Below are 20059 nucleotides of genomic sequence, written 5' to 3'. Positions count from 1 at the left end.
GCCTCGGCCTTGGCAGCGCGGGTGCGCTCGCGGTCGGCGGCCTTGTCGGCCCCGGCGGCGTCGCGGGCACCGGGCTGCTCGCGGGCACCGGCGATCCCGCCAGCACCAATCCGGTGATCGGCGGCGTGCTCGTCAAGACCGGCGGGCTCGTCAATGTCATTGCCGACAAGGGACTACTGCTCGCCAGCGCGGTCGACGGCAAGGTGCCCGGTAACACCAACCTCATCGGCACCGTCGTCGGCGTCGTCAAAAGCACCGGTGTCGCGCTCGTCCAGACCGGCAGCGGCCAGCAATATCTGGTCGACGGTCTCGCCGCCGCCCCGGGCCAGCTGATCACCGCGACGATCGGCAAGGCGACTGCGATCGGCAGCCCCTCCGCCTCGCCGCTGATCGGCGCGAGCATCCTCTCGCCCGGCCAGCAGAACGGCAGCCTGCTGACCGTCGGGGTCGGATCGGCGGGGCAGCTCGTCACGCTCCAGCCCGGCGCGGGCGGCAATCTGCTCGGCGGCGTCACCGGCGGGCTGACCGGCGGCACGACGGGCAATCCCGCCGCGACGCCCGTCACGCTGGTGAGTAACGTCGTCACCACGGCGACCGGCGCGCTCGCCCAAGTCGGCGGCGGCGTCACCGGCGGCACAGCGGGCGGCGGCACGGCGGTCGATCCCGTGACCGGCCTCGTCACCGGGGTGACCGGCACCGTCGGGGGCGTCCTCGGCGGACTGAAGCCGAAGCGCGGCAACTGAAGCCGCACCCGATGCGCGAACTGCGCAACGCCTGCGCCGCGGCGGTGGCGGGAGCCCTGCTCCTCCCCGCCGCGGCGCTCGCGGCCCAGCCGGCGGCAACGCCGCTCGACGGCCGCCCGCCCCTCGCCCCCGATCGCAGCCGTGATCCGCTTCCCGACCCCGAAGCCAAGCCCCTCTCGCTCGGCAAGGTCGAACTCGGCGCGCGGCCCGATGTCACCATCCGCGAAATCCGTTTCGTCGGCGCGGGCGTGCCCGCCAATGTCGGCCGCGCAGCGCAGCGCTTCGTCGGCCGCCCTGCCTCGGCCGACAATCTCGCCAAACTCGCCGCGGCGATGACGCGCGCCTACAACCGATCGAGCGTTGCGCTCTTCACCCTCGTCATTCCCGAACAGAATCTGTCGGGCGGCGTCGTCACCGTCGCCTCGGCCGAGGGCCATATCGGCTCGGTGACGCTGAGCGGAGAACGCGAGAGCGGCCCCGCGCCGCTCGTCGGCAGGATGGTCCGGAGCCTTGTCGGCCAGCGTCCGCTGCCGCGCGCGCGCTTCGAACGCACGCTCGGCAATATCGCGGATATTCCGGGCCTTACCGTCACCCCGTCGCTGGCACTCGGCGGCGAACAGGGCGCGGTCGCACTCGACCTCGCGCTCGATGCCAAGAAGCCCACCGTCGGGCTCGGCTTCACGACGCGGACCAGCCAGTTCGTCAATGACGGCATCGTCGAGGCGAATGCCCGCGGCACCAGCCTGCTGCGCAGCGGCGACGAAACGCGGCTCACCGGCGCCGCGGCGGTCAACCTCAAGTCGCTGCTCTATATGGCGGCGAGCCATTCGACCCCGATCGGCGCTGGCGGGACGCGCGCCGAACTGTCGGCTGCCGCGCTGCGCACCCGGCCCAAGGGTCTCGCGATCGACGGCGAAGCATGGAGCGCAGGCTTCGGCGTCACCCACCCGCTGACCCGCGCAACGCGGCGCAATTTGGTCGCCGCGGCGCGGATCGACTATCTCGATTCGAAAAACGCGCTCTTCGGCTCGACGATCGCCGCCGAGAAAACCTGGACGGCGAGCGGCAGCCTCGCCTTCCGCCTCAGCGAAGATCGCACCGTCGTCGGTGCCCGGATCGGCGGCGCCAAGGGTCTCGATTTCGCGGGCGCGCGCGTCGACCCCGGCGTCGGCGAAGCCGGATTCCTCTATGCCGACGCGAGCGTCGAGGCGAACCAGGCGATCGGCAAGGCGCTGGTCGTGCGTGCCGCCGCGACCGGGCGCTGGACCCGCGACCGCCTGCCCGCGGCGCAGCGCTTCAGCGTTGGCGGCGCGACTTTCGGCCGCGCGTTCGACGACGGCTTGGTCAATGGCGATCGCGGCTATGCAACCTTCGGCGAATTCGCACTGCGCCCGCTGCGCAGCGGCAAGCTGGCGAAGAGCGAGATCTACAGCTTCATCGACTATGCCGACGTCACCTTACTCGCGCGTACGGCGATCCCGAAAACCAGTTTTCGGCTCGGCAGCTGGGGCGGCGGCGTGCGCCTCTCCTATTCCGAGAATGCGACGATCGGCCTCGAGCTCGCCGACGCGTGGAACCAGCCGGTTCCGGGCTATGATCAGGACTGGCGCGTCGCGCTCAGCTGGAAATTGTCACTTCGTCCATGACCGCGGGACCGAGCGCCGCTGCGGCCGCGTAAAGCTTGTCGGCGAGCGGATAGAGTTCGCGCTCCTCGCGTTCGACCCGCGTCGCCAGCACGCCGAAGACCTCTATCGTCTCGCGGCAGAATTCCGTCCATTTCGCCGCTACGCGCTCGGCGGTCCATTTATCGTCATAGGCGACATATTCGGCGGCAAGGTCGCCCATCTCCAATTCGAATTCGCGCGTGATGTACATCAGGTCCGGGTCGCCAGTCGCCCGCAGGCGCGGATAGAGGATCCAGTCCTCGCATTTCAGGTGGCGAACCAACGTCTCGCGGAGCAGTCCACGCGCCGACGCCAGTTCGGTCAGCCGCGACGGGCCGGGAGCCTGGAGCAATTCGGTCACGATCCGCGCCAGCGCGATCAGCGCCACATGTTCGGCGCGCAGTCGCTCTATTTCGCGGCTCAAAGGCATAGTTGCTCCAAGCGATATGAGCGGTCCCTCAACGTCATCTTGAGGGCACCGCAATCGGAAAGCAAATTGATATTTGATATGTTCGGAACGCACGAAGGGCCGGCATCGAAATGCGGACCCTTCTCTTCGTTTCGCGGCCGGAGCGGCCAGGATCCGATTGGTCGGCCGCACCGGGAACCGCTCGCCGCCTTGTTCATTGTAACTCGGGATAACGAAAGGGAATGTCGATGGCCGCACGCGCTTACTGGAAGGGGCAGATCCGGCTCGCGCTGGTGTCGATCCCGGTCGAAATCTATTCGGCGACAAAATCGGGCGCCGCGGTCACCTTTCGCCAGATCCACGAACCGAGCGGCAAGCCGATCAAATATGAAAAAATCGTGCCCGGCATCGGCGCGGTCGACCATGACGACATCGTCAAGGGGTTCGAGCTGTCGAAGGGCAATTATGTCCTGCTCGACGAGGGGGAGATCGAGGCGGTCAAGCTCGAGAGCAAACGCACACTGGAGCTTGTCCAGTTCGTCGACACCGACGCGATCGACGTCCTTTATTACACCAAGCCCTATTATGTCGTCCCCGCCGACGAACTCGCCGAAGAAGCCTATATCGTCCTTCGCGAGGCGCTGAAGCGCACGAAGAAGGTCGGGCTCGGCCAGCTCTCGCTGCGCGGGCAGGAACAGCTCGTCGCGCTGCGCCCGTGCGGGCGCGGATTGGTACTCGAAGTGCTGCGCTACGCCGACGAAGTGAACAAGGCGGCGAATTATTTCCGCGACGTCGGCAGCGGCAAGCCCGACGCCGACCTGCTCGACCTCGCCGAAACCTTGATCGCCAAGAAGAGCGGCGAATTCGACGCCTCCGACTATCACAACCACTATATCGACGCCTTGAAGCGCGTGATTGCCAAGAAGGCAAAGGCCAAGGGCAAGCGCGTCCTCGAAGACGTCGAAGAGCCCGCCAGCACCGACCGCGGCTCGAACGTCATCGACCTGATGGCGGCGCTCAAAACCTCGGTCGACGGCAAGAAGACTGCGCCCGCCAAAGCCGCGCCCGCCAAGAAGGCCCCGGCGAAGAAGGCACCGGCGCGCAAGCGCGCCTGACATGGCCAAACGCGCCGACCCGCTCGCGCAATATAACGCAAAGCGCGACTTCGCGCTGACCCCCGAACCCGCGGGCAAGATCGCCAAGGGGGCCGGCAACCGCTTCATCGTCCAGAAGCACGACGCGACCCGGCTTCATTATGACTTCCGCCTCGAAGTCGATGGCGTGCTCAAAAGCTGGGCCGTGACCAAGGGCCCGAGCGCCGACCCCGCCGACAAGCGCCTCGCGGTGCGCACCGAAGACCATCCGATGAGCTATGCCGATTTCGAGGGCGGCATCCCCAAAGGCGAATATGGCGGCGGCACGGTGATGCTGTGGGACCGCGGCACCTGGGCGCCGATCGCGGGCAAGAGCGCGAAGGATTTGGACAAGGGCCACCTCCACTTCACCCTCGACGGGACACGGATGAAGGGCGAATGGCTGCTCGTCCGCATGAAGCCGCGCCCCGGCGAGAAGCGCGAGAACTGGTTACTGCGAAAAGTCGACGACGCGTTTGCCGGCGGCACCGACGATCTTGTCGGCCGCGAGCTGACGAGCATCCTTACCGGCCGCACCATGGCCGAAATCGCCGGCGACGAGGGTGGCGAGCAATCGCTCAAAGGAGCAAAGGGCGCGGCCTTCGCAAAGAAGATGGCCGACGCCGCCGCACATAATGAAAAAATCGCCAAGCCCGTGGCCCTGGAGCCACCCAAATTCCGCCCGCTCCAGCTCGCGACGCTCGTCGACGCCGTCCCCGGCGGCAACGGCTGGTTCCACGAGATCAAATATGATGGCTACCGCGCCGAGATTGCCGCCGCAGGATCGGACGTGCGCGTCTATACGCGGAGCGGCCTCGACTGGACCGACAAGTTCGCGCCGCTCGTCCGCCATATCGCCGCGCTCGATCTGCCGCCGTGCCTGATCGACGGCGAAATCGTCGCCTATGGCAAGGACGGCAACCCCGACTTCTCCTCGTTGCAAGCGGTGCTCAAGCGCGGCCACGGCGCGCAGGACGAGGGCACCGCGCTCCATTTCTTCGCGTTCGACCTGCTCGAACAAGGCGGAAAACCGCTCGCGAAGCTCGGCAACCTCGAACGCAAGGAGCGGCTCGAAGCCCTGCTCCGCCGCGCCGCGCCGCCGATCGCCGTCGCCGATCATGTCATCGGCGCAGGCGAAAAACTCTATGACGCGATGTGCGGTGCAGGACAGGAAGGCATCATCTCGAAACGCGCCGATGCCGCTTATTCGGGACGACGCTCGAAAAATTGGGTGAAGGTCAAATGCACCCGCCGACAGGAGTTCATCCTCGTCGGCTGGAACCCGTCATCGACCAAGGCGCGGCCCTTCGCTTCGCTGCTCCTCGCGCAGCGCCAGGGCGACACGCTCGTCTACAAGGGTAATGTCGGCACCGGCTTCGACACCGACACGATGGCCGACCTCGCGAAGAAGTTCGCCGCCCGCGAACGCCAGACCGCGCCGCTCGAAGTCGAGGCCATATCGGCGCGTAAGGTCCATTGGCTCAAACCCGAACTCGTCGCCGAAATCGCCTTCGCCGAATTCACCGCGAGCGGATCGGTGCGCCACGCAAGCTTCCTCGGCCTGCGCAGCGACAAGGAGGCAAAAGACGTGACCCCCGAAATCAGACAAGCCGCCCCCGCCGTGAAAAGCGACGTGACGATCAGCAGCCGCGACCGCGTGATCTTCCCCGAAGCGAAGGCGACCAAGGGTGACCTCGCCGATTATTACGCCGCGATCGCCCCGGTCATGCTCCCGCACACCGCGCGCCGCCCGATCAGCCTCGTCCGCTGTCCGCAGGGCCGCGCCAAGAAATGCTTTTTCCAGAAGCATGATTCGGGCTCGTTCGGCGACCATGTCCTCCACATCCCGATCAAGGAGAAGGACGGCGGGCACGAGGATTATCTCTATGTCGAGGACGCCGACGGCCTGCTCGCCTGCGTCCAGATGGGGACGATCGAATTCCACGGCTGGGGCAGCCATGTCGACGCGCTCGAAAAACCCGACCGCATGGTGTTCGATCTCGATCCCGACGAAGGGCTCGATTTCGCCGACGTCAAGAAAGCCGCCGCCGATATTCGCCGCCAGCTCGCCGACATCGGCCTCGTCAGCTTCGCGATGCTGTCGGGCGGCAAGGGCGTGCATGTCGTCGTCCCGCTCGATCCGGGGCACAGCTGGGACAAGCACAAGGATTTCTCGAAACGCTTCGCCGAGGCGCTGAGCCTCGCCGAGCCCGACCGCTTCGTCGCGACGATGAGCAAGGCGAAGCGCAAGGGCAAGATCTTCATCGACTATCTGCGCAACCAGCGCGGCAGCACCGCGGTCATGCCCTATTCGGCGCGCGCGCGGGAAAATGCGCCGGTCGCCGCCCCGATCGGCTGGGACGCGCTCGCCGATGCGACAAAGGCCGGGCAGTGGACGATCAAGGATGGCGATGAGCTGCTGGACCGCGCCGCCAGCCCCGAACTCAAAGGCTGGGGCTTCGCAAACCAGTCGCTTCCCGATTTCTAGCTCTCGCGGCCTTACCGTGCCGGCTTTTCGCGAGACACTCCGGCGAAATTGGTTAGAGCTCTAATGATACCAATAAAATACCAAAATACCCCATATTTCGTCTGTATTGGTACTAAATTGCGCCATATCGAGCTTGACGTATAGATTGGTATGTATAAGTTCCCTTGAAAATCAGAGCAAAATTGATCTAAGATCAAAAAGAGGGAGACTAAACATGACCAATGCAAGATACCTGCTCGCTTCGGCCAGCATTGGTACGCTGCTTTTTGCCGCAAGCGCGGCCAACGCCCAGACCACCACCGCCGCGCCCGCCGCCGACGCCGCCGAGAGCGAAATCGTCGTCACCGGCATCCGCGGGTCGCTGCGTCAGGCGATCGATGCCAAGCGCGACCTGTCGGTGATCGCCGACGTCGTCACCGCCGAGGATGTCGGCAAATTCCCCGACAAGAATGTCGCCGAAGCGCTCCAGCGCGTTCCGGGCATCGTCGTCAACCGCGAGTTTGGCGAAGGCGAGCGCGTCTCGCTCCGCGGCACCGCGCCGAACCTCACCAAGACCCTGCTCAACGGGCATAGCGTCGCGACCGCCGACTGGTTCATCCTCGATCAGGTCGCCTCGACGCGCAGCTTCAACTATCTGACTCTGCCCGCCGAGATCATCGGCCGCCTCGAAGTCTACAAGAGCCCGCAGGCCGACGTCGAAGAAGGCGGGGTCGGCGGCACGATCAACGTCATCACGCGCAACCCGCTCGACCTCGACCCGCTCACGCTCTCGGCGTCGGTGCAGGCCGCCTATTCGGACCTGTCGGGCAAGGTCGACCCGCAGGTTTCGGGGCTCATCAGCTGGAAGAATGAAGACGAAACCTTCGGCGTCCTCGTCGGCGCGATCTATCAAAAGCGCCGCACGCGCCGCGACGGGCTCGAGATTTTCGGCTACCGCTCCTTCCCCGTCGGCGGCGGGCAGAGCGCGCTCGTCCCGACGCTGATCGGCTCGACGCTGTTCGAACAGGACCGCGAACGTTACGGCGCCAATATCGGCATCCAGTTCCGCCCGTCGGACACGCTCGAAGTCAACATCACCGGGCTCTATTCGCGCTTCAACGCCGACAACTTCAACCAGAATTATATCGCATGGGGCGAACAGGCGCTCGGCGGCGGCGGCACGATCACGGGTGCGATCGTCGAGGACGGCGTCGCGGTTGCGGGCAATATCGCGTCGGCAACGGGCGGCACGACGGGCTTTGGCGTCGTCTATGACGCGATCGACCGGCAGGCGGTCGCCAAGACCGTCTCGGCCGACTTCGACCTGACCTGGCGCCCCGTCGACAGCCTGTCGGTGCATTTCAAGGGTGGCTGGACGAAGGCGAACGGCGACACGAGCAACGAGAATTTCATCGAGTTCGCCGGCCCCGGCGCCTTCGCCTATGATCTGCGCAGCGGCCGGCCCGAAGTCAGCTTCTCGAACCCGAACCCGCTCAATCCGCTTGGCATCCGCCCCGACTTCGCGCGTATCCAGTCGGTCACCAACGAGGATGAGGAGAAATATTTCTACCTCGACGTCGAAAAACAGGTCGAATGGGGCCCGATGACCGCGCTCAAATTCGGGGTCAAATATACCGACCATGACCGTGTCGCCGAACGCTTCGCGACCAACGGCGGCGTGTTCACCCCCGGCCTGCGCTGCAACGGCGCGCCGTGCACCTCGGCCGATTTCGCGACCGGCAGCGGCATGCCCGGCGACTTCCTCGACAATATCGCTGCGCCCGGCACGCTCAAGGATTACTGGCGCGTCGATCCCGCGAAGCTGCGCGCGATCTATGGCGCGGCGACCGCACCCGGCACCGACCGCTTCCTCGTCCCCGGCAACACCTATTCGATCAACGAAAAGGCGTGGGGCGGTTACGGGCTCGCGAAATTCGGCGGCGAGGGCTGGCGCGGCAATGTCGGGGTGCGCGTGGTCGAGACGAAACAGACCTCGGACGGCTTCATCATCGGCGGCACGAACCCCGAGTTCACCAACCCATTCGGCGGCTTCACCCCGTCGCGGGCGAAACGTTCGTACACCGACATTTTGCCGAGCGCGAACCTGTCGGTCGATCTGTCGGACCAGGTCGTGCTGCGCTTCGCCGCGGGCAAGACGGTGACGCGCCCCGACTTCGTCGACATCACCCCCGGCGTCGACCTCAACGGCACGCTGCTGACCGGACGCGGTGGCGATCCGAACCTCGATCCGTACCGCGCCAACCAGTATGACCTGTCGATCGAATGGTATCCCGACCGCGAGACAATCGTCGCACTCGCCGCCTTCTACAAGGATATCCAGTCGTACATCGTCAACACGACCTCGATCGAAATCCTGCCGAGCGTCTTCGTGCCGGGCTCGCAGCCCGTGGGCTGCGTCGCGGCGGGCGGCGGCAACCCGAACCTGTTCAACTGCCCCTATCAGATCAATCGCCGCACCAACGGCGACGGCGGCCGCAACCAGGGCTTTGAATTCCAGGTGTCGCGCCCGATCTGGGGCGGCTTCGGCGCGGTGGCGAACTACACCTACTCCGACGCCAAGGCGAACAATGGCGATCCGATCCCCGGCAACTCGAAGCACTCGCTCAACCTGACGGGCTATTTCGAGAACGATCTGATCAGCGCGCGGGTCTCGTACAACTACCGGTCGAAATTCTTCATCGACATCGACCGCGCCACTCCGCTCAACCAGGCCGCGCTGTCGTCGCTCGATGCGTCGGTCAGCGTCAACATCACCGAAAATATCGCGCTGACCGCCGACGCGATCAACCTGACCAACGAAGAGATTGTGCAATATTCGGGCACCCGCGACCGCCCGCGCGCGATCTATGACAATGGCCGCCAATTCTATGTCGGTGCGCGCCTGAAGTTCTGATCCCCCCGCGACCGGCATCTGGCGCGTGCAGCGCCGGATGCCGGTTCGGTTTTGTCAGAAGCGCCCTTCGAAGGTCAGCCCGATCATGCGCGGCTCGCCAAACAGCGCCTGCAGGCGGCCGGCGTTTTCGTACTGATAGTCATAATATTTGTCGTCGAAGATGTTTGTCGCGACCAGATACGCCCCGAAATTGTCGTTGCTGTACCCGATCTTGGCGTTGGCCAGCGTCCGCGACGGCACGTTGCGCCCGGCGTTCTGGTCGCGCACGTCCTGGAACTGCGCGCCGCGATAGTTGACGTTGACATTGGCGCTGAAACCGCTCGGGTGCCGCCAGTCGAAACCCGCGGCCCAGGTCCAGCGTGGCGCATTGGCGAACTCGAACCCCGACAGGTCGAGCACGACCCCGCCGGTCGTCTGGAAATCGAGGAACTTGCTGTTCGCATAGCCGACCGAGCCATAGACATTCAGCCGCTGGGTGACGTCGAAATCGCTCTCGACCTCGAAACCCCAGACGCGCGAACTGCCGGCGTTCCGCGTCTCATAATCATAGACGCTGTCCGACAGCTGGACGATGACCTGCTGGTCGGTCCAGTCGACATAGAAGGCATTGGTGTTGAACGTCAGCCGCCGGTCGAGCCATTGCGTGCGCAGCGACAGCTCGTAATTCCACGTATATTCGGGGTCGTAGACATGCGTCGAGGCACGCCCCGGATTGACCCCGCTGCCCCCCGAACGATAGCCGCGCTGGACGATTGCGCTGACCGTCTTGTCGGGCGCGAATTCGAACGACACGCCCCCCTTGGGCAGGAACGCTTCGTACGTCGTCGTCGATTCGGGGCCGCTGCTGTTGGCATTGTCGATCTGCGCGGTCAGCAGGTCGTTCACCGCCCCGATGATCAGCGCGAGCGTCGGGTTGCTCGCATAGTCGGCCGGATTGGGGATCGGCGTGTTGAGGATGACCATATTGCTGTTCGCCACCTTCTGCCGCTCGCGGTCGTAGCGAAAGCCCGCGAGCAATTTCAGCCCCGGCGCGACTTCCCAGCTCGCATCGCCGAACGCCGCCGTCGTCTCGATGTCGACCGAATAAAGCTGCTGCGACGAGATGAAGACGCGGTCGGGATAGACGCTGCGCGCCTCCGCCGCGAGAAACTGCGCGGTCGGCAGCGGTAGCCCGAACTGGCTGACCAGATAGGCGGTGACCTGGCTCGTCAGGCCATGGACGCTCGCCGACAATCGCATCCTCCGCGCGACCGCCGTGCTCGTCGGCGTCGCGCTTATCAGCTTCACCGCCGCCATCGTGAAGGGCTTCGCATGACCACCGCAACTCCGAAGCCCAAAAAGCCGAAAGACCTGATGTCGCGCATCCCCGCGGGCTTCGTCCGCGCGGTGCTGCGCGGCCACAGCTCATTGGGGCTAGCCTTCGCCGCGCTCATCTATCTCGTCTGCCTGTCGGGCACCTATCTCGCCGCGAGCGGGGTGAACATCTGGCTCGCGCGCCGCGACAAGGGCCGCCCGGCGCCCGGCTGGGAGCGCGCCTGGACCGCGACCGTCTGGGGCCAGCCCGCGGGCATCGCCGCGGCCGCGGTCGCCGCGCTGGTCGCGGGCACCATCGTCCCGACGATCGCGACTTGGCTGATCGTCAGCCTCGCCTTCCTGCTCGCCGCGATCCGCCTGCCCGCCGAAAAGCTTTCGGCCGTCGGCAGCGTCACGACCGGCGCGCTGATCTTGCTCGCCGCCGCGACGCATCTCGCGCTGCGCGGCGGCATCGCTGCGGCGGATGGCATGGCATGGATCGTCAACGCGGCGCTGATCGCGGGCGGCCTGTTCCTGATCCTGTGGGCGCGGCGCCGATCGGGCGGCGCCGCAAAACCCGCACCGGTCGCCGTGGCGGCCTGACCGGAGCTATTCGCAGCAGCGGTCGGGATCGTCCGACGCGTCGAGCGCGACCAGCAGCCCGACCCCGGCGAGGAGGGCGAGGCCGCCCACGACGATCGCCACGGTCCCAGCGTCGGACATATTGCTGCGCCCCTTTGTCGGCGTCGACCGGCCGGGCGCATAGCGCACCGGCGTCAGCCGCTGCCCGGCGAGCGAGACTTGCGGCGACCGCGCGTCGCCCGAAAAGCCGAACTCGAGCCCTTCGCCGATGCGCCACGCTGGCCCCTTCAGTCCCGCCCCGTCGCTCCGCTGCATCGGCGCCACCGTCAGGCTGGCGCGAAGCTTCCTTCCCTCGTCGCTTTTCGTTCCGCCGAGCGGGATGCGAAGACGCGCGCCGACGAAGCCCCCCATCGCGACCGGGCTGGCGCCGTTCATCGGCGCGCTGCGGTCGATCGCCTGGGCGTGGAGCGGCGACGCGCAGCAGGACAGCAGCGCGAGCGATGCGGCGATGGATCTCATGGTCATTGGATGCCCTCCCTGAAACCCGATCCTTACGTTGAAATATGGCCGAAGCATGGCCTGCCGGCGCGGCGCGAAAATTCGGATTTCCTTCAGCATCGAAGTGCGCCGGACGGCTAGGGGGGCCAGCCGCTTTGTGGCCGCGAGGGCGCGAGCGCCGCTTCCCGGCGTCGGCGATCACGCACAGCCATGCGCCTGCGTCAAAGTGGTTCGCCCCGCCGCGTGGCAGGGCACGGACCTTGAGGGGGTTTCTCTTTTGTTCTAGGTTCCAATTTTATGCTGCCAGGCAGGAGCAGAAATAAGCGCGTATGACCCAGCATCCCGAAAAAATGATTTGCCTCGACATTTTTGCCGACGCCGTCGAAGCCATCAACAGCGGTGAGCTGATCGAATTGGTACATACGAAGGACAAGGAATTTCATTTTCAGAATTGGTTTGAGAAACGCCTGATTGCGACCGACACCAACTACGACCAGGCAGGGCGTAACACCTATCCCGATTTTGCCCTCGTTCACTCACCTGAGGGGTTCGAGCTAAAAGGTTTGGCCTGGCCTGGCCGTGAGCGCGACTATGACTGCAACAGCCAAGTTCCTACGGGCATGCATAATGGGCGACATGTTTTCTATGTGTTCGGCCGCTATCCAGCAGATTTAACACCTTACGCGCCGGTGGACGGATCGAGGAAATACCCCGTTATCGACCTCGTTATGTGCCACGGCGATTTTCTGAACTCGGATCACAACTATGTTCACAAGAACAAGAGCGTGAAGGGCTTTGGCAGTTATGGCGATGTTATGATCCGTGACCGCAAAATGTATGTGGCCCCCACGCCTTTCGCCCTTACCGAAGGCACCACAGGGCTGCGAACGCTCATTTTGCCCGCCGACTGGCCAGTGGACAATCGTTTTGTGGCCGTTGGAAATTTGCAGCGGACGGAAAGCCCGAACCTCGTCGTCGGATACTCGTTCGACCTTAAAACGAACGCGATCGTTCCGCAGACGATCCCCAATCCGACAGCAGCCACAAAGCATGATTTCAAGGCATATCGTTTGGCATCCGAGGCCCCCACACCGGTCTCGATGGTTCTTGGACGCGTCCAGCCTCTCGACAATCATGAGGTCGAGGAATGAGCCTTTCGGCACTCAAGTCTCCGCTCACGGAAACCGATGTCGGGTCGAAGGCCATCGAACATAGATTCCCCATCGTTCCGATAAGCCGCCTTGCGGAGCGCGAGAGCTGGCGCAAGGAGCTGGGCAGGCCCCTATACCACATCCATAAATGGTGGGCGACACGCTTGGGGTCCGTCTTTCGGGCGATTGTGCTCGGCGCGCTTTCAGACGCCGACACAAGCATTTGGGATGAATTTTACAAGAAACACGATTTCCGTGAAAAGGTTGTTCTCGACCCCTTCATGGGAAGCGGGACCACTTTAGGCGAGGCCCTGAAACTGGGCTGTTCAGTTGTCGGCTGCGACATTAATCCCGTCAGCACCTTCTTGGTTCGCCAGGCACTTACGCCTGTCAGCGAAAAGACCCTACGCGAGACATTCGAGGCGCTTGAGCAGAGCATTAGCGGCGAGATAAAGCGCTATTACTCGACATTGGATCGGGAGACGGGAAAACCAATTCCTGTCCTTTATGGTTTCTGGGTCAAAGAGGTTGAGACGCCCAAGGGAGAGCGCATCCCTCTGTTTTCAAATTATATATTTTCTCGGGACGCATATCCCAAGAAGCGCCCCAAAGCGCAAATGCTATGCCCTTCATGCTGGCATGTCTTCCAGGACCGCTACGACGCCGAAAGCGCGACCTGTCCAAAATGCAGCCACACGTACAATCCGCAGCTTGGTCCGGCCTCCGGCCAAACCGTAACGGGGAAAGAAGGCGACCAATATAAGGTCAAGAGCTTGCTGCCGTCCGATGGCTCGCCACCACGCGAGCGCCTCTACGCTTTAATGGCGCTCAAGGAGGACGGTGAAAAGATATATCTAACTCCCACCGAGGCGGACTTCGCCTTGTATCGCGAAGCGACCGAGCGGCTTGCCAGGGAAGATTTGCCGATCCCCACGGCGCTTGTCCGGCCTGGGCATAATACCAACCAAGCCAGGGGCTATGGCTTCACGAAGTGGGCTGATTTTTTCAATGACAGGCAAAAGCTCTGCCTGGGGCTTCTGCTACGCGAGATCCTGAAAATCGAAGATTTTACCGTGCAGGAACAGATGCTCTGCCTGTTTTCAAGCACGCTGGAGTTCAACAACCGATTTTGCAGCTTCAAAGGCGAGGGCACCGGCGCAGTCCGGCACATGTTCTCGCATCATATCCTGAAACCCGAACGCACCCCATTGGAAAGCAGTGTGTGGGGCGGAAAGCGTTGCAGCGGCACTTTTGCTACCTTGTTCGAATCGCGATTGCTGCCTGCAAAACGCTATCTGGACGCACCTTTCGAGCTGCGGGCGCCGTCTAGTGAGGCTAAAGCCGCAAAGCCAATTGCCAGTGAATCGATCACGCCGAAAATCGTGGGCGAATGGCGTTCCGATCACGACGAGAAAACCGCGCTTATTCTGAACGGTGACAGCGCGTCGCTGCCGCTGCCCGATCAAAGCGTCGACGCCGTGATAACGGACCCACCCTATTTCGATTTCATCCACTACAGCGAGCTGAGCGATTTCTTCTATGCTTGGTTGAAGCCGGCGCTTGATGGCCGATACACTTTTTTTGAGGGTGACGATTCCGGTGCAAGCGGTGAAGTGCAGCACAAGGAAGCAGCTTTTTTTGCAAAGCAGCTTGGCCAAGTTCTGAAGGAAAGCGCCCGAGTGCTGAAAGCCGATGGCGTTTTGGCTTTCAGCTTCCACCATTCTCGCAGCGAAGGTTGGGCGGCGATCCATGACGCGCTGAGCAGCGCAGGACTAACGGTAGTGGCGTCCCATCCCCTGCATGCCGAGTTGCGAGCTGCTAGCCCCAAATCGGCAGCCAAGGACCCAATTAGCTTGGACGCTATCTTGGTCTGCCGAAAGACGGAGACAGTGCACCCGACAATATGGTCTGAGGCTAGTCTCCAAAAGCGCGTGAGGGAACAAGCTGCCGAATTGCGGCAGGGCGGGCTTTACCTCTCGAACACGGATTTATTCGTGATTACGGGGGGCGAGTTGCTGGCATCGGCCCGCGGCCTCACCTCAACCGAATTTTGTCGAAGCCTGGACGCGCTGCGGGCGCAGCTCGAGTAAGAATAGGCTGAGCCACTGTAGCTTACAGCGCATTCGCCACGATGAGGCTGACTAGATCTTGTGCCCGATCGCCGACGAAACCGTTCCGATGTTTTCGCGACAAACTTTAAGCAAGCTTTTCACCCAACCTCCCGCCATTCCCCCAACCCCAAATCCCCAATCTCCCACCCGCCGATCCGCCAGCGGACAAGCCGCAGCGTCGGATAGCCGACCGCGGCGGTCATGCGGCGGACCTGGCGGTTGCGGCCTTCGGTGATCGTCAGCTCGACCCAGCTGTCGGGGACGCTCTTGCGGTATCGCACCGGCGGGTCGCGGTCCCAGAGCTGTGGCGGGTCGATGCGGCGGACGGTCGCGGGGCGCGTCGGGCCGTCGTTCAGCGTGACGCCGCGGCGCAGCGCATCGAGAGCGGCATCGCCCGGCTCGCCCTCGACCTGCGCCAGATAGGTTTTGGGTGTCTTGTGTTTTGGCGACGAAATGCGCGCCTGCAGCGCGCCGTCGTCGGTCAGGATCAGCAGGCCCTCGCTGTCGCGGTCGAGCCGCCCCGCCGGATAGACGCCGGGCACGTCGATATAATCGGACAGCGTCGCGCGCGCGCCTCCCGACTCTCCGACCATGCTCCGGTCGGTGAACTGGCTGAGCACGCCCCAGGGTTTGTTGAACAGGATCGTCGTCATGGCTTCAGCCCCGCGACGTTCAGTCCCGCAACAAGGCTCCGCGCGACCGCCTCGGCGACCTTGATGCCGTCGACCGCCGCCGACAAGATGCCTCCGGCATAACCCGCGCCCTCGCCCGCGGGGAACAGTCCGGCGGTGTTCAGGCTCTGAAAATCGTCGCCGCGGGTAAAGCGCACGGGCGACGAGGTGCGCGTCTCGACCCCCGTCATCACCACGTCGGGATGGTCGTATCCCGCGATCTGGCGCCCGAACACCGGGATCGCCTCGCGCATCGCCTCGACCGCGAAATCGGGCAGGCATGCCGCAAGATCGGTCGGGGTCACGCCGGGGCGATACGACGGCACCACGCTGCCCAGCGAGGTCGACGGGCGGCCGGCGAGGAAGTCGCCGACGCGCTGCGCGGGCGCGCGGTAATTCGAGCCGCCCGCGACATAAGCGAGCGATTCCCAATGCCGCTGGAAGGCGAGGCCGGCGAGCGGATCGCCGGGATAGTCGCGCGCGGGGTCGATCGCGACGACGAAGCCCGAATTGGCGTTGCGCTCGTTGCGCGAATATTGGCTCATGCCGTTGGTGGCGACGCGGCCCTCCTCGGACGTCGCGGCGACCACGGTGCCGCCGGGGCACATGCAAAAGCTGTAGACGGTGCGGCCGTTCTTGCAGTGGTGCGAGATATGATATTCGGCGGCGCCGAGGATCGGGTTGCCCGCATCCGCCCCGAACCGCGACGTGTCGATCCACGATTGCGGATGCTCGATGCGGACGCCGATCGAAAAGGGCTTCGCCTCGACATGGACGCCCGCCGCGTGCAGCATCGCGAAGGTGTCGCGCGCGCTATGCCCCACCGCCAGCACGACACGGTCGGCCTCCAGATAGTCGCCGCCATTCAGATGCACGCCCTGCACCCGCCGCGCGCCGGCCCCGTCAGTCACGATGTCGAGCCCGTCGACCTTGTGCTGCCAACGATATTCGCCGCCCAGCCCCTCGATCGTCTCGCGCAGGCTTTCGACCATCGTCACCAGCCGGAACGTGCCGATATGCGGATGCGCCTCGGTCAGGATTTCGGGCGGGGCGCCCGCTTTCACGAATTCGGTCAGCACCTTGCGGTCGAGGTGCCGCGAATCCTTGATCCGGCTGTAGAGCTTGCCGTCGGAAAAGGTGCCCGCGCCGCCCTCACCGAACTGGACGTTCGATTCGGGGTGGAGCACGCCGCGCCGCCACAGGTCCCACGTGTCCTTCGTGCGCTCGCGGACGACCTTGCCGCGATCGAGGATGATCGGGCGGAACCCCATCTGCGCGAGGATCAGCCCGACGAACAGCCCGCACGGCCCCGCGCCGACGACCACTGGCCGTTTCGTCCCCTTCGGAGCCTGGGTGATGAATTTATAGCTGGTGTTCGGGGTCTGCTGGACGCCCCGATCCTTGCGAAAGCGCGCGAGCACTGCGCCCTCGTCCTTCACATTGACGTCGACCGAATAGATGAGTTTGATGTTGGCCTTGTCGCGCGCGTCGTGCGCGCGGCGCGCGACGACGTGGCGCACCAGATCGCGCGGGGAAATGCGCAGCCGCTTGCAGATCGCGGCGGGCAGCTCTTCCGGCGCATGGTGCAGCGGCAGCGTGAGTTCGGTCAGGCGAAGCATGGGACGCCTGTAGTGTGCATCCCGTCCGGGGGAAACGCTATTCGAAAGGACGGTAACCGCCACGAAGGACCGTCACTCTCATCCTTATACCACTCCCTTCTTGCACGACGCTTGCTCGCGCTCGTTCGGGTCGAAGATCGCCTTGCGGATGCGGATGTTCTTCGGGATCACCTCGACCATCTCGTCGTCGTCGATACAGGCGATCGCCTGTTCCAGCGTCATGGCTTCGGCGGGGTCAGGCGGATCGCGTCGTCAGCGCCAGAGGGCGGTCCTGCGTCGCCTCCTCTGGCGCAATCCACCGATACCGGCGGTCAGACGGCGGGCGGTTGCGCCGGAATGCCCGTGGGAACGTGCCCCCCCGGGTGGCCGCCCCGCGCATCGACGGCATCGACGGACAGGGCCTGCGGATAAAGCCCCATGTCCTCGCGCTCGATGCGCGCAGCAAGGGCGGTGAGGATGGCTTTGGTCGCGGCGCAATAGTCCGGCCAGTCGGCCGCGATCGCGTCGGGCAGCCACCGGCGGCTATAATCGCCGAACGCATCGGCAATATGGCCCATTTCGTCGATGAAAATCTGCGCCGTATCGGTCAGCTGGCGATCGCCGCTGGCGAGAAGCGAGGGATAGAGCACCCAGTCTTCGCGCTTCAGATGCGCGATCAGTTCGGTACGAAACCGGGTGCGCACCGCGTTGAAATCCTCGCGCGCTTTCGCATCACGCGGAAACTCTCCCGCAATATGGCGCCCCAAATGGCCGGCGAGCGTGAGCAGTCGGCGATGTTCGTTCCGCAACCGTTCGATTTCCACGCGCATCGTCATCGCCATCTCCTTTTGCAGGAAAAGCCGACGCTATACTTTCCGCGTGAAGAAAGAATTGACCGTCCGGTAACGCCGCGTTCACGAAAAACGCGGCGTGCGCCGGGCGATCGCGGCGCGCGTTACGCCGCTTCCTTCTTGCGCGAGGCTTTCTTGCGCTCGTTCGGGTCGAGGATCGCCTTGCGGATGCGGATGTTCTTCGGGGTCACTTCAACCATTTCGTCGTCATCGATATAGGCGATCGCCTGCTCCAGCGTCATGCGCTTCGGCGGGGTCAGGCGGATCGCGTCGTCCTTGCCGGTCGAACGGAAGTTCGTCAGCTGCTTCGACTTCATCGGGTTGACTTCGAGATCGTCGGGCTTGGCGTTCTCGCCGATGATCATGCCCTCATAGAGCGCCTCGCCGGGCGAGACGAACAGGATGCCGCGCTCTTCGAGCGGGCCAAGCGCATAAGCGACGGCTTCGCCATTGCCGTTCGAGATCAGCACGCCGTTCTGGCGCCCGGCGATCTGACCCTTGTGCGGGCCATATTTCTCGAACAACCGGTTCATGATCCCGGTGCCGCGCGTGTCGGACAGGAATTCGCCGTGATAGCCGATCAGGCCGCGCGACGGACCGCTGAAGGTGATGCGCGTCTTGCCGCCACCCGACGGACGCATGTCGGTCAGGTCGGCCTTGCGGATCTGCATCTTCTCGACAACCGTGCCGCTGTGCTCGTCGTCGACGTCGATGACGACGGTTTCATACGGTTCGGTGCGCTTGCCATTTTCGTCTTCGCCGAACAGCACGCGCGGACGGCTGATGCCTAGTTCGAAGCCTTCGCGGCGCATCGTTTCGATGAGCACGCCGAGCTGAAGCTCGCCGCGGCCCGCAACTTCGAAGCTGTCCTTGTCGGCGCTTTCGGTGATGCGGATCGCAACATTGGTTTCGGCTTCGCGGGTCAGGCGGTCGCGGATCATGCGGCTCGTGACCTTGCTGCCCTCGCGGCCCGCCATCGGCGAATCATTGACGGCAAAGCGCATCGACAGCGTCGGCGGATCGATCGGCTGCGCGGCGATCGGCTCGGTGACGGTCGTGTCGGCGATGGTGTTCGCCACGGTTGCCTGCGTCAGGCCCGCGATCGCGACGATGTCGCCCGCACGCGCTTCCTCGACGGGAACGCGCTCGAGCCCGCGGAACGCCAGCAGCTTCGATGCGCGGCCGGTTTCGATGACCTTGCCGTCCATGTCGATCGCGTGGATCGGCTGGTTGACCTTGATCGTGCCCGACTGGACACGGCCGGTAAGGATGCGGCCGATGAAATTGTCGCGGTCGAGCAACGTCGCGAGGAAGGTGAACGGACCGTCTTCGGGCAGGCCCGGGGTCGGGACGTGCGACACGATCGTCTTGAACAAGGGATCGAGCGTGCCTTCACGCGCTTCGGGGCTGTCCGAGGCATAGCCGCCGCGGCCCGAGGCATAAAGGATCGGGAAGTCGAGCTGTTCGTCATTGGCTTCGAGCGTCAGGAACAGTTCGAACACTTCGTCGAGCACTTCGGCGGCGCGCGCGTCGCTGCGGTCGATCTTGTTGACGACGACGATCGGCTTGAGGCCCAGCGCGAGCGCCTTGCCGGTGACGAACTTGGTCTGCGGCATCGGGCCTTCGGCGGCATCGACGAGCAGGATGACGCCGTCGACCATGGAGAGGATGCGCTCGACCTCACCGCCGAAGTCGGCGTGGCCCGGGGTGTCGACGATGTTGATGCGCGTCAGGTCGGCGCCCCCATTTTCCTTGGGCGCCCATTCGACGCTGGTGCACTTCGCGAGGATCGTGATCCCGCGTTCCTTTTCCAGATCGTTCGAATCCATCGCGCGTTCTTCGACGCGCTGGTTGTCACGGAACGTGCCCGACTGGCGGAACAGCTGGTCGACGAGAGTGGTCTTGCCATGATCGACGTGGGCGATGATCGCAATATTGCGCAAAGACATGCGGAAGAGCCTTGATGGAAGGGGG

General features: G+C 64.3%; 14 protein-coding genes and 2 pseudogenes. 8 read left to right on the top strand and 8 right to left on the bottom strand.

From position 1 onward, the window contains the following. A pseudogene (locus tag ACREBX_RS16520) lies at nucleotides 1-743 on the top strand (hypothetical protein); the annotation flags it as partial. 11 nt (nucleotides 744-754) lie between these two features. Then, on the top strand, nucleotides 755-2389 hold the full coding sequence (locus tag ACREBX_RS16515; protein WP_431562829.1) for a ShlB/FhaC/HecB family hemolysin secretion/activation protein: 1635 nt from the start codon (nucleotides 755-757) through the stop codon (nucleotides 2387-2389). Here ACREBX_RS16515 and ACREBX_RS16510 read toward each other — a convergent pair. Next, nucleotides 2361-2831, bottom strand: coding sequence for a hemerythrin domain-containing protein (locus ACREBX_RS16510; protein WP_431562828.1), 471 nt, complete (start codon nucleotides 2829-2831; stop codon nucleotides 2361-2363). The two genes, ACREBX_RS16515 and ACREBX_RS16510, sit on opposite strands and share 29 nt — an antisense overlap. A gap of 233 nt (nucleotides 2832-3064) precedes the next feature. Here ACREBX_RS16510 and ACREBX_RS16505 point away from each other — a divergent pair, with 233 nt between their 5' ends. The 3 genes from ACREBX_RS16505 (at nucleotide 3065) to ACREBX_RS16495 (ending at nucleotide 9330) form a co-directional block, all read left to right on the top strand. After that, a complete protein-coding gene (locus ACREBX_RS16505; protein ID WP_431562827.1) occupies nucleotides 3065-3931 on the top strand; it encodes a Ku protein in 867 nt (288 codons plus the stop codon). A 1-nt stretch (nucleotide 3932) separates the two neighbouring features. Next, nucleotides 3933-6437, top strand: a complete 2505-nt coding sequence (ligD, locus tag ACREBX_RS16500) for a DNA ligase D (protein ID WP_431562826.1) — start codon at nucleotides 3933-3935, stop codon at nucleotides 6435-6437. A 214-nt stretch (nucleotides 6438-6651) separates the two neighbouring features. Further along, complete coding sequence (locus ACREBX_RS16495; protein ID WP_431562825.1) at nucleotides 6652-9330, top strand: TonB-dependent receptor; 2679 nt, start codon at nucleotides 6652-6654, stop codon at nucleotides 9328-9330. Between the two features lie 54 nt (nucleotides 9331-9384). Here the strand turns inward: ACREBX_RS16495 and ACREBX_RS16490 are convergent, their stop codons facing one another. After that, on the bottom strand, nucleotides 9385-10617 hold the full coding sequence (locus ACREBX_RS16490) for a TonB-dependent receptor (protein WP_431562824.1): 1233 nt from the start codon (nucleotides 10615-10617) through the stop codon (nucleotides 9385-9387). 24 nt (nucleotides 10618-10641) lie between these two features. Here ACREBX_RS16490 and ACREBX_RS16485 point away from each other — a divergent pair, with 24 nt between their 5' ends. Continuing rightward, nucleotides 10642-11226, top strand: a complete 585-nt coding sequence (locus tag ACREBX_RS16485) for a hypothetical protein (protein WP_431562823.1) — start codon at nucleotides 10642-10644, stop codon at nucleotides 11224-11226. Between the two features lie 6 nt (nucleotides 11227-11232). Here the strand turns inward: ACREBX_RS16485 and ACREBX_RS16480 are convergent, their stop codons facing one another. Further along, nucleotides 11233-11730 carry a hypothetical protein gene (locus ACREBX_RS16480; RefSeq protein WP_431562822.1) on the bottom strand — a complete coding sequence of 166 codons (498 nt, stop codon included), beginning with the start codon at nucleotides 11728-11730 and terminating at the stop codon, nucleotides 11233-11235. A 302-nt stretch (nucleotides 11731-12032) separates the two neighbouring features. Between ACREBX_RS16480 and ACREBX_RS16475 the strand changes: the two genes are divergently transcribed. Both ACREBX_RS16475 and ACREBX_RS16470 read left to right on the top strand, forming a co-directional pair. Beyond that, a complete protein-coding gene (locus ACREBX_RS16475; protein ID WP_431562821.1) occupies nucleotides 12033-12854 on the top strand; it encodes a hypothetical protein in 822 nt (273 codons plus the stop codon). Beyond that, entirely contained in the window at nucleotides 12851-14944 is a 2094-nt protein-coding gene (locus tag ACREBX_RS16470; protein ID WP_431562820.1) for a DNA methyltransferase, read from the top strand. Before ACREBX_RS16475 ends, ACREBX_RS16470 begins: the two co-directional genes overlap by 4 nt. 119 nt (nucleotides 14945-15063) lie before the next feature. Here ACREBX_RS16470 and ACREBX_RS16465 read toward each other — a convergent pair whose 3' ends face one another. The 5 genes and pseudogenes from ACREBX_RS16465 to typA all read right to left on the bottom strand — a co-directional run bounded on the left by ACREBX_RS16465 (nucleotide 15064) and on the right by typA (nucleotide 20034). Then, nucleotides 15064-15618 carry a pseudouridine synthase gene (locus ACREBX_RS16465; protein ID WP_431562819.1) on the bottom strand — a complete coding sequence of 185 codons (555 nt, stop codon included), beginning with the start codon at nucleotides 15616-15618 and terminating at the stop codon, nucleotides 15064-15066. Then, nucleotides 15615-17255, bottom strand: a complete 1641-nt coding sequence (locus ACREBX_RS16460; protein WP_431562818.1) for an NAD(P)/FAD-dependent oxidoreductase — start codon at nucleotides 17253-17255, stop codon at nucleotides 15615-15617. The genes ACREBX_RS16465 and ACREBX_RS16460 overlap by 4 nt, the downstream gene beginning before the upstream one ends. 84 nt (nucleotides 17256-17339) lie before the next feature. Continuing rightward, nucleotides 17340-17518 (bottom strand): annotated as a pseudogene (locus ACREBX_RS16455) (hypothetical protein); the annotation flags it as partial. Nucleotides 17519-17566: 48 nt separating this feature from the next. After that, a complete protein-coding gene (locus ACREBX_RS16450) occupies nucleotides 17567-18070 on the bottom strand; it encodes a hemerythrin domain-containing protein (RefSeq protein WP_431562817.1) in 504 nt (167 codons plus the stop codon). A gap of 119 nt (nucleotides 18071-18189) precedes the next feature. Beyond that, nucleotides 18190-20034 carry a translational GTPase TypA gene (typA, locus tag ACREBX_RS16445; RefSeq protein WP_431562816.1) on the bottom strand — a complete coding sequence of 615 codons (1845 nt, stop codon included), beginning with the start codon at nucleotides 20032-20034 and terminating at the stop codon, nucleotides 18190-18192. Between the last annotated feature and the right edge of the window lie 25 nt (nucleotides 20035-20059).

The sequence above is a fragment of the Sphingopyxis sp. genome (assembly GCF_050725655.1).
In the GTDB taxonomy this organism is placed as follows: domain Bacteria; phylum Pseudomonadota; class Alphaproteobacteria; order Sphingomonadales; family Sphingomonadaceae; genus Sphingopyxis.
The sequence above is the reverse complement of the archived record's forward strand: the minus strand, read 5'-3'. Positions and strand labels throughout refer to the sequence as shown.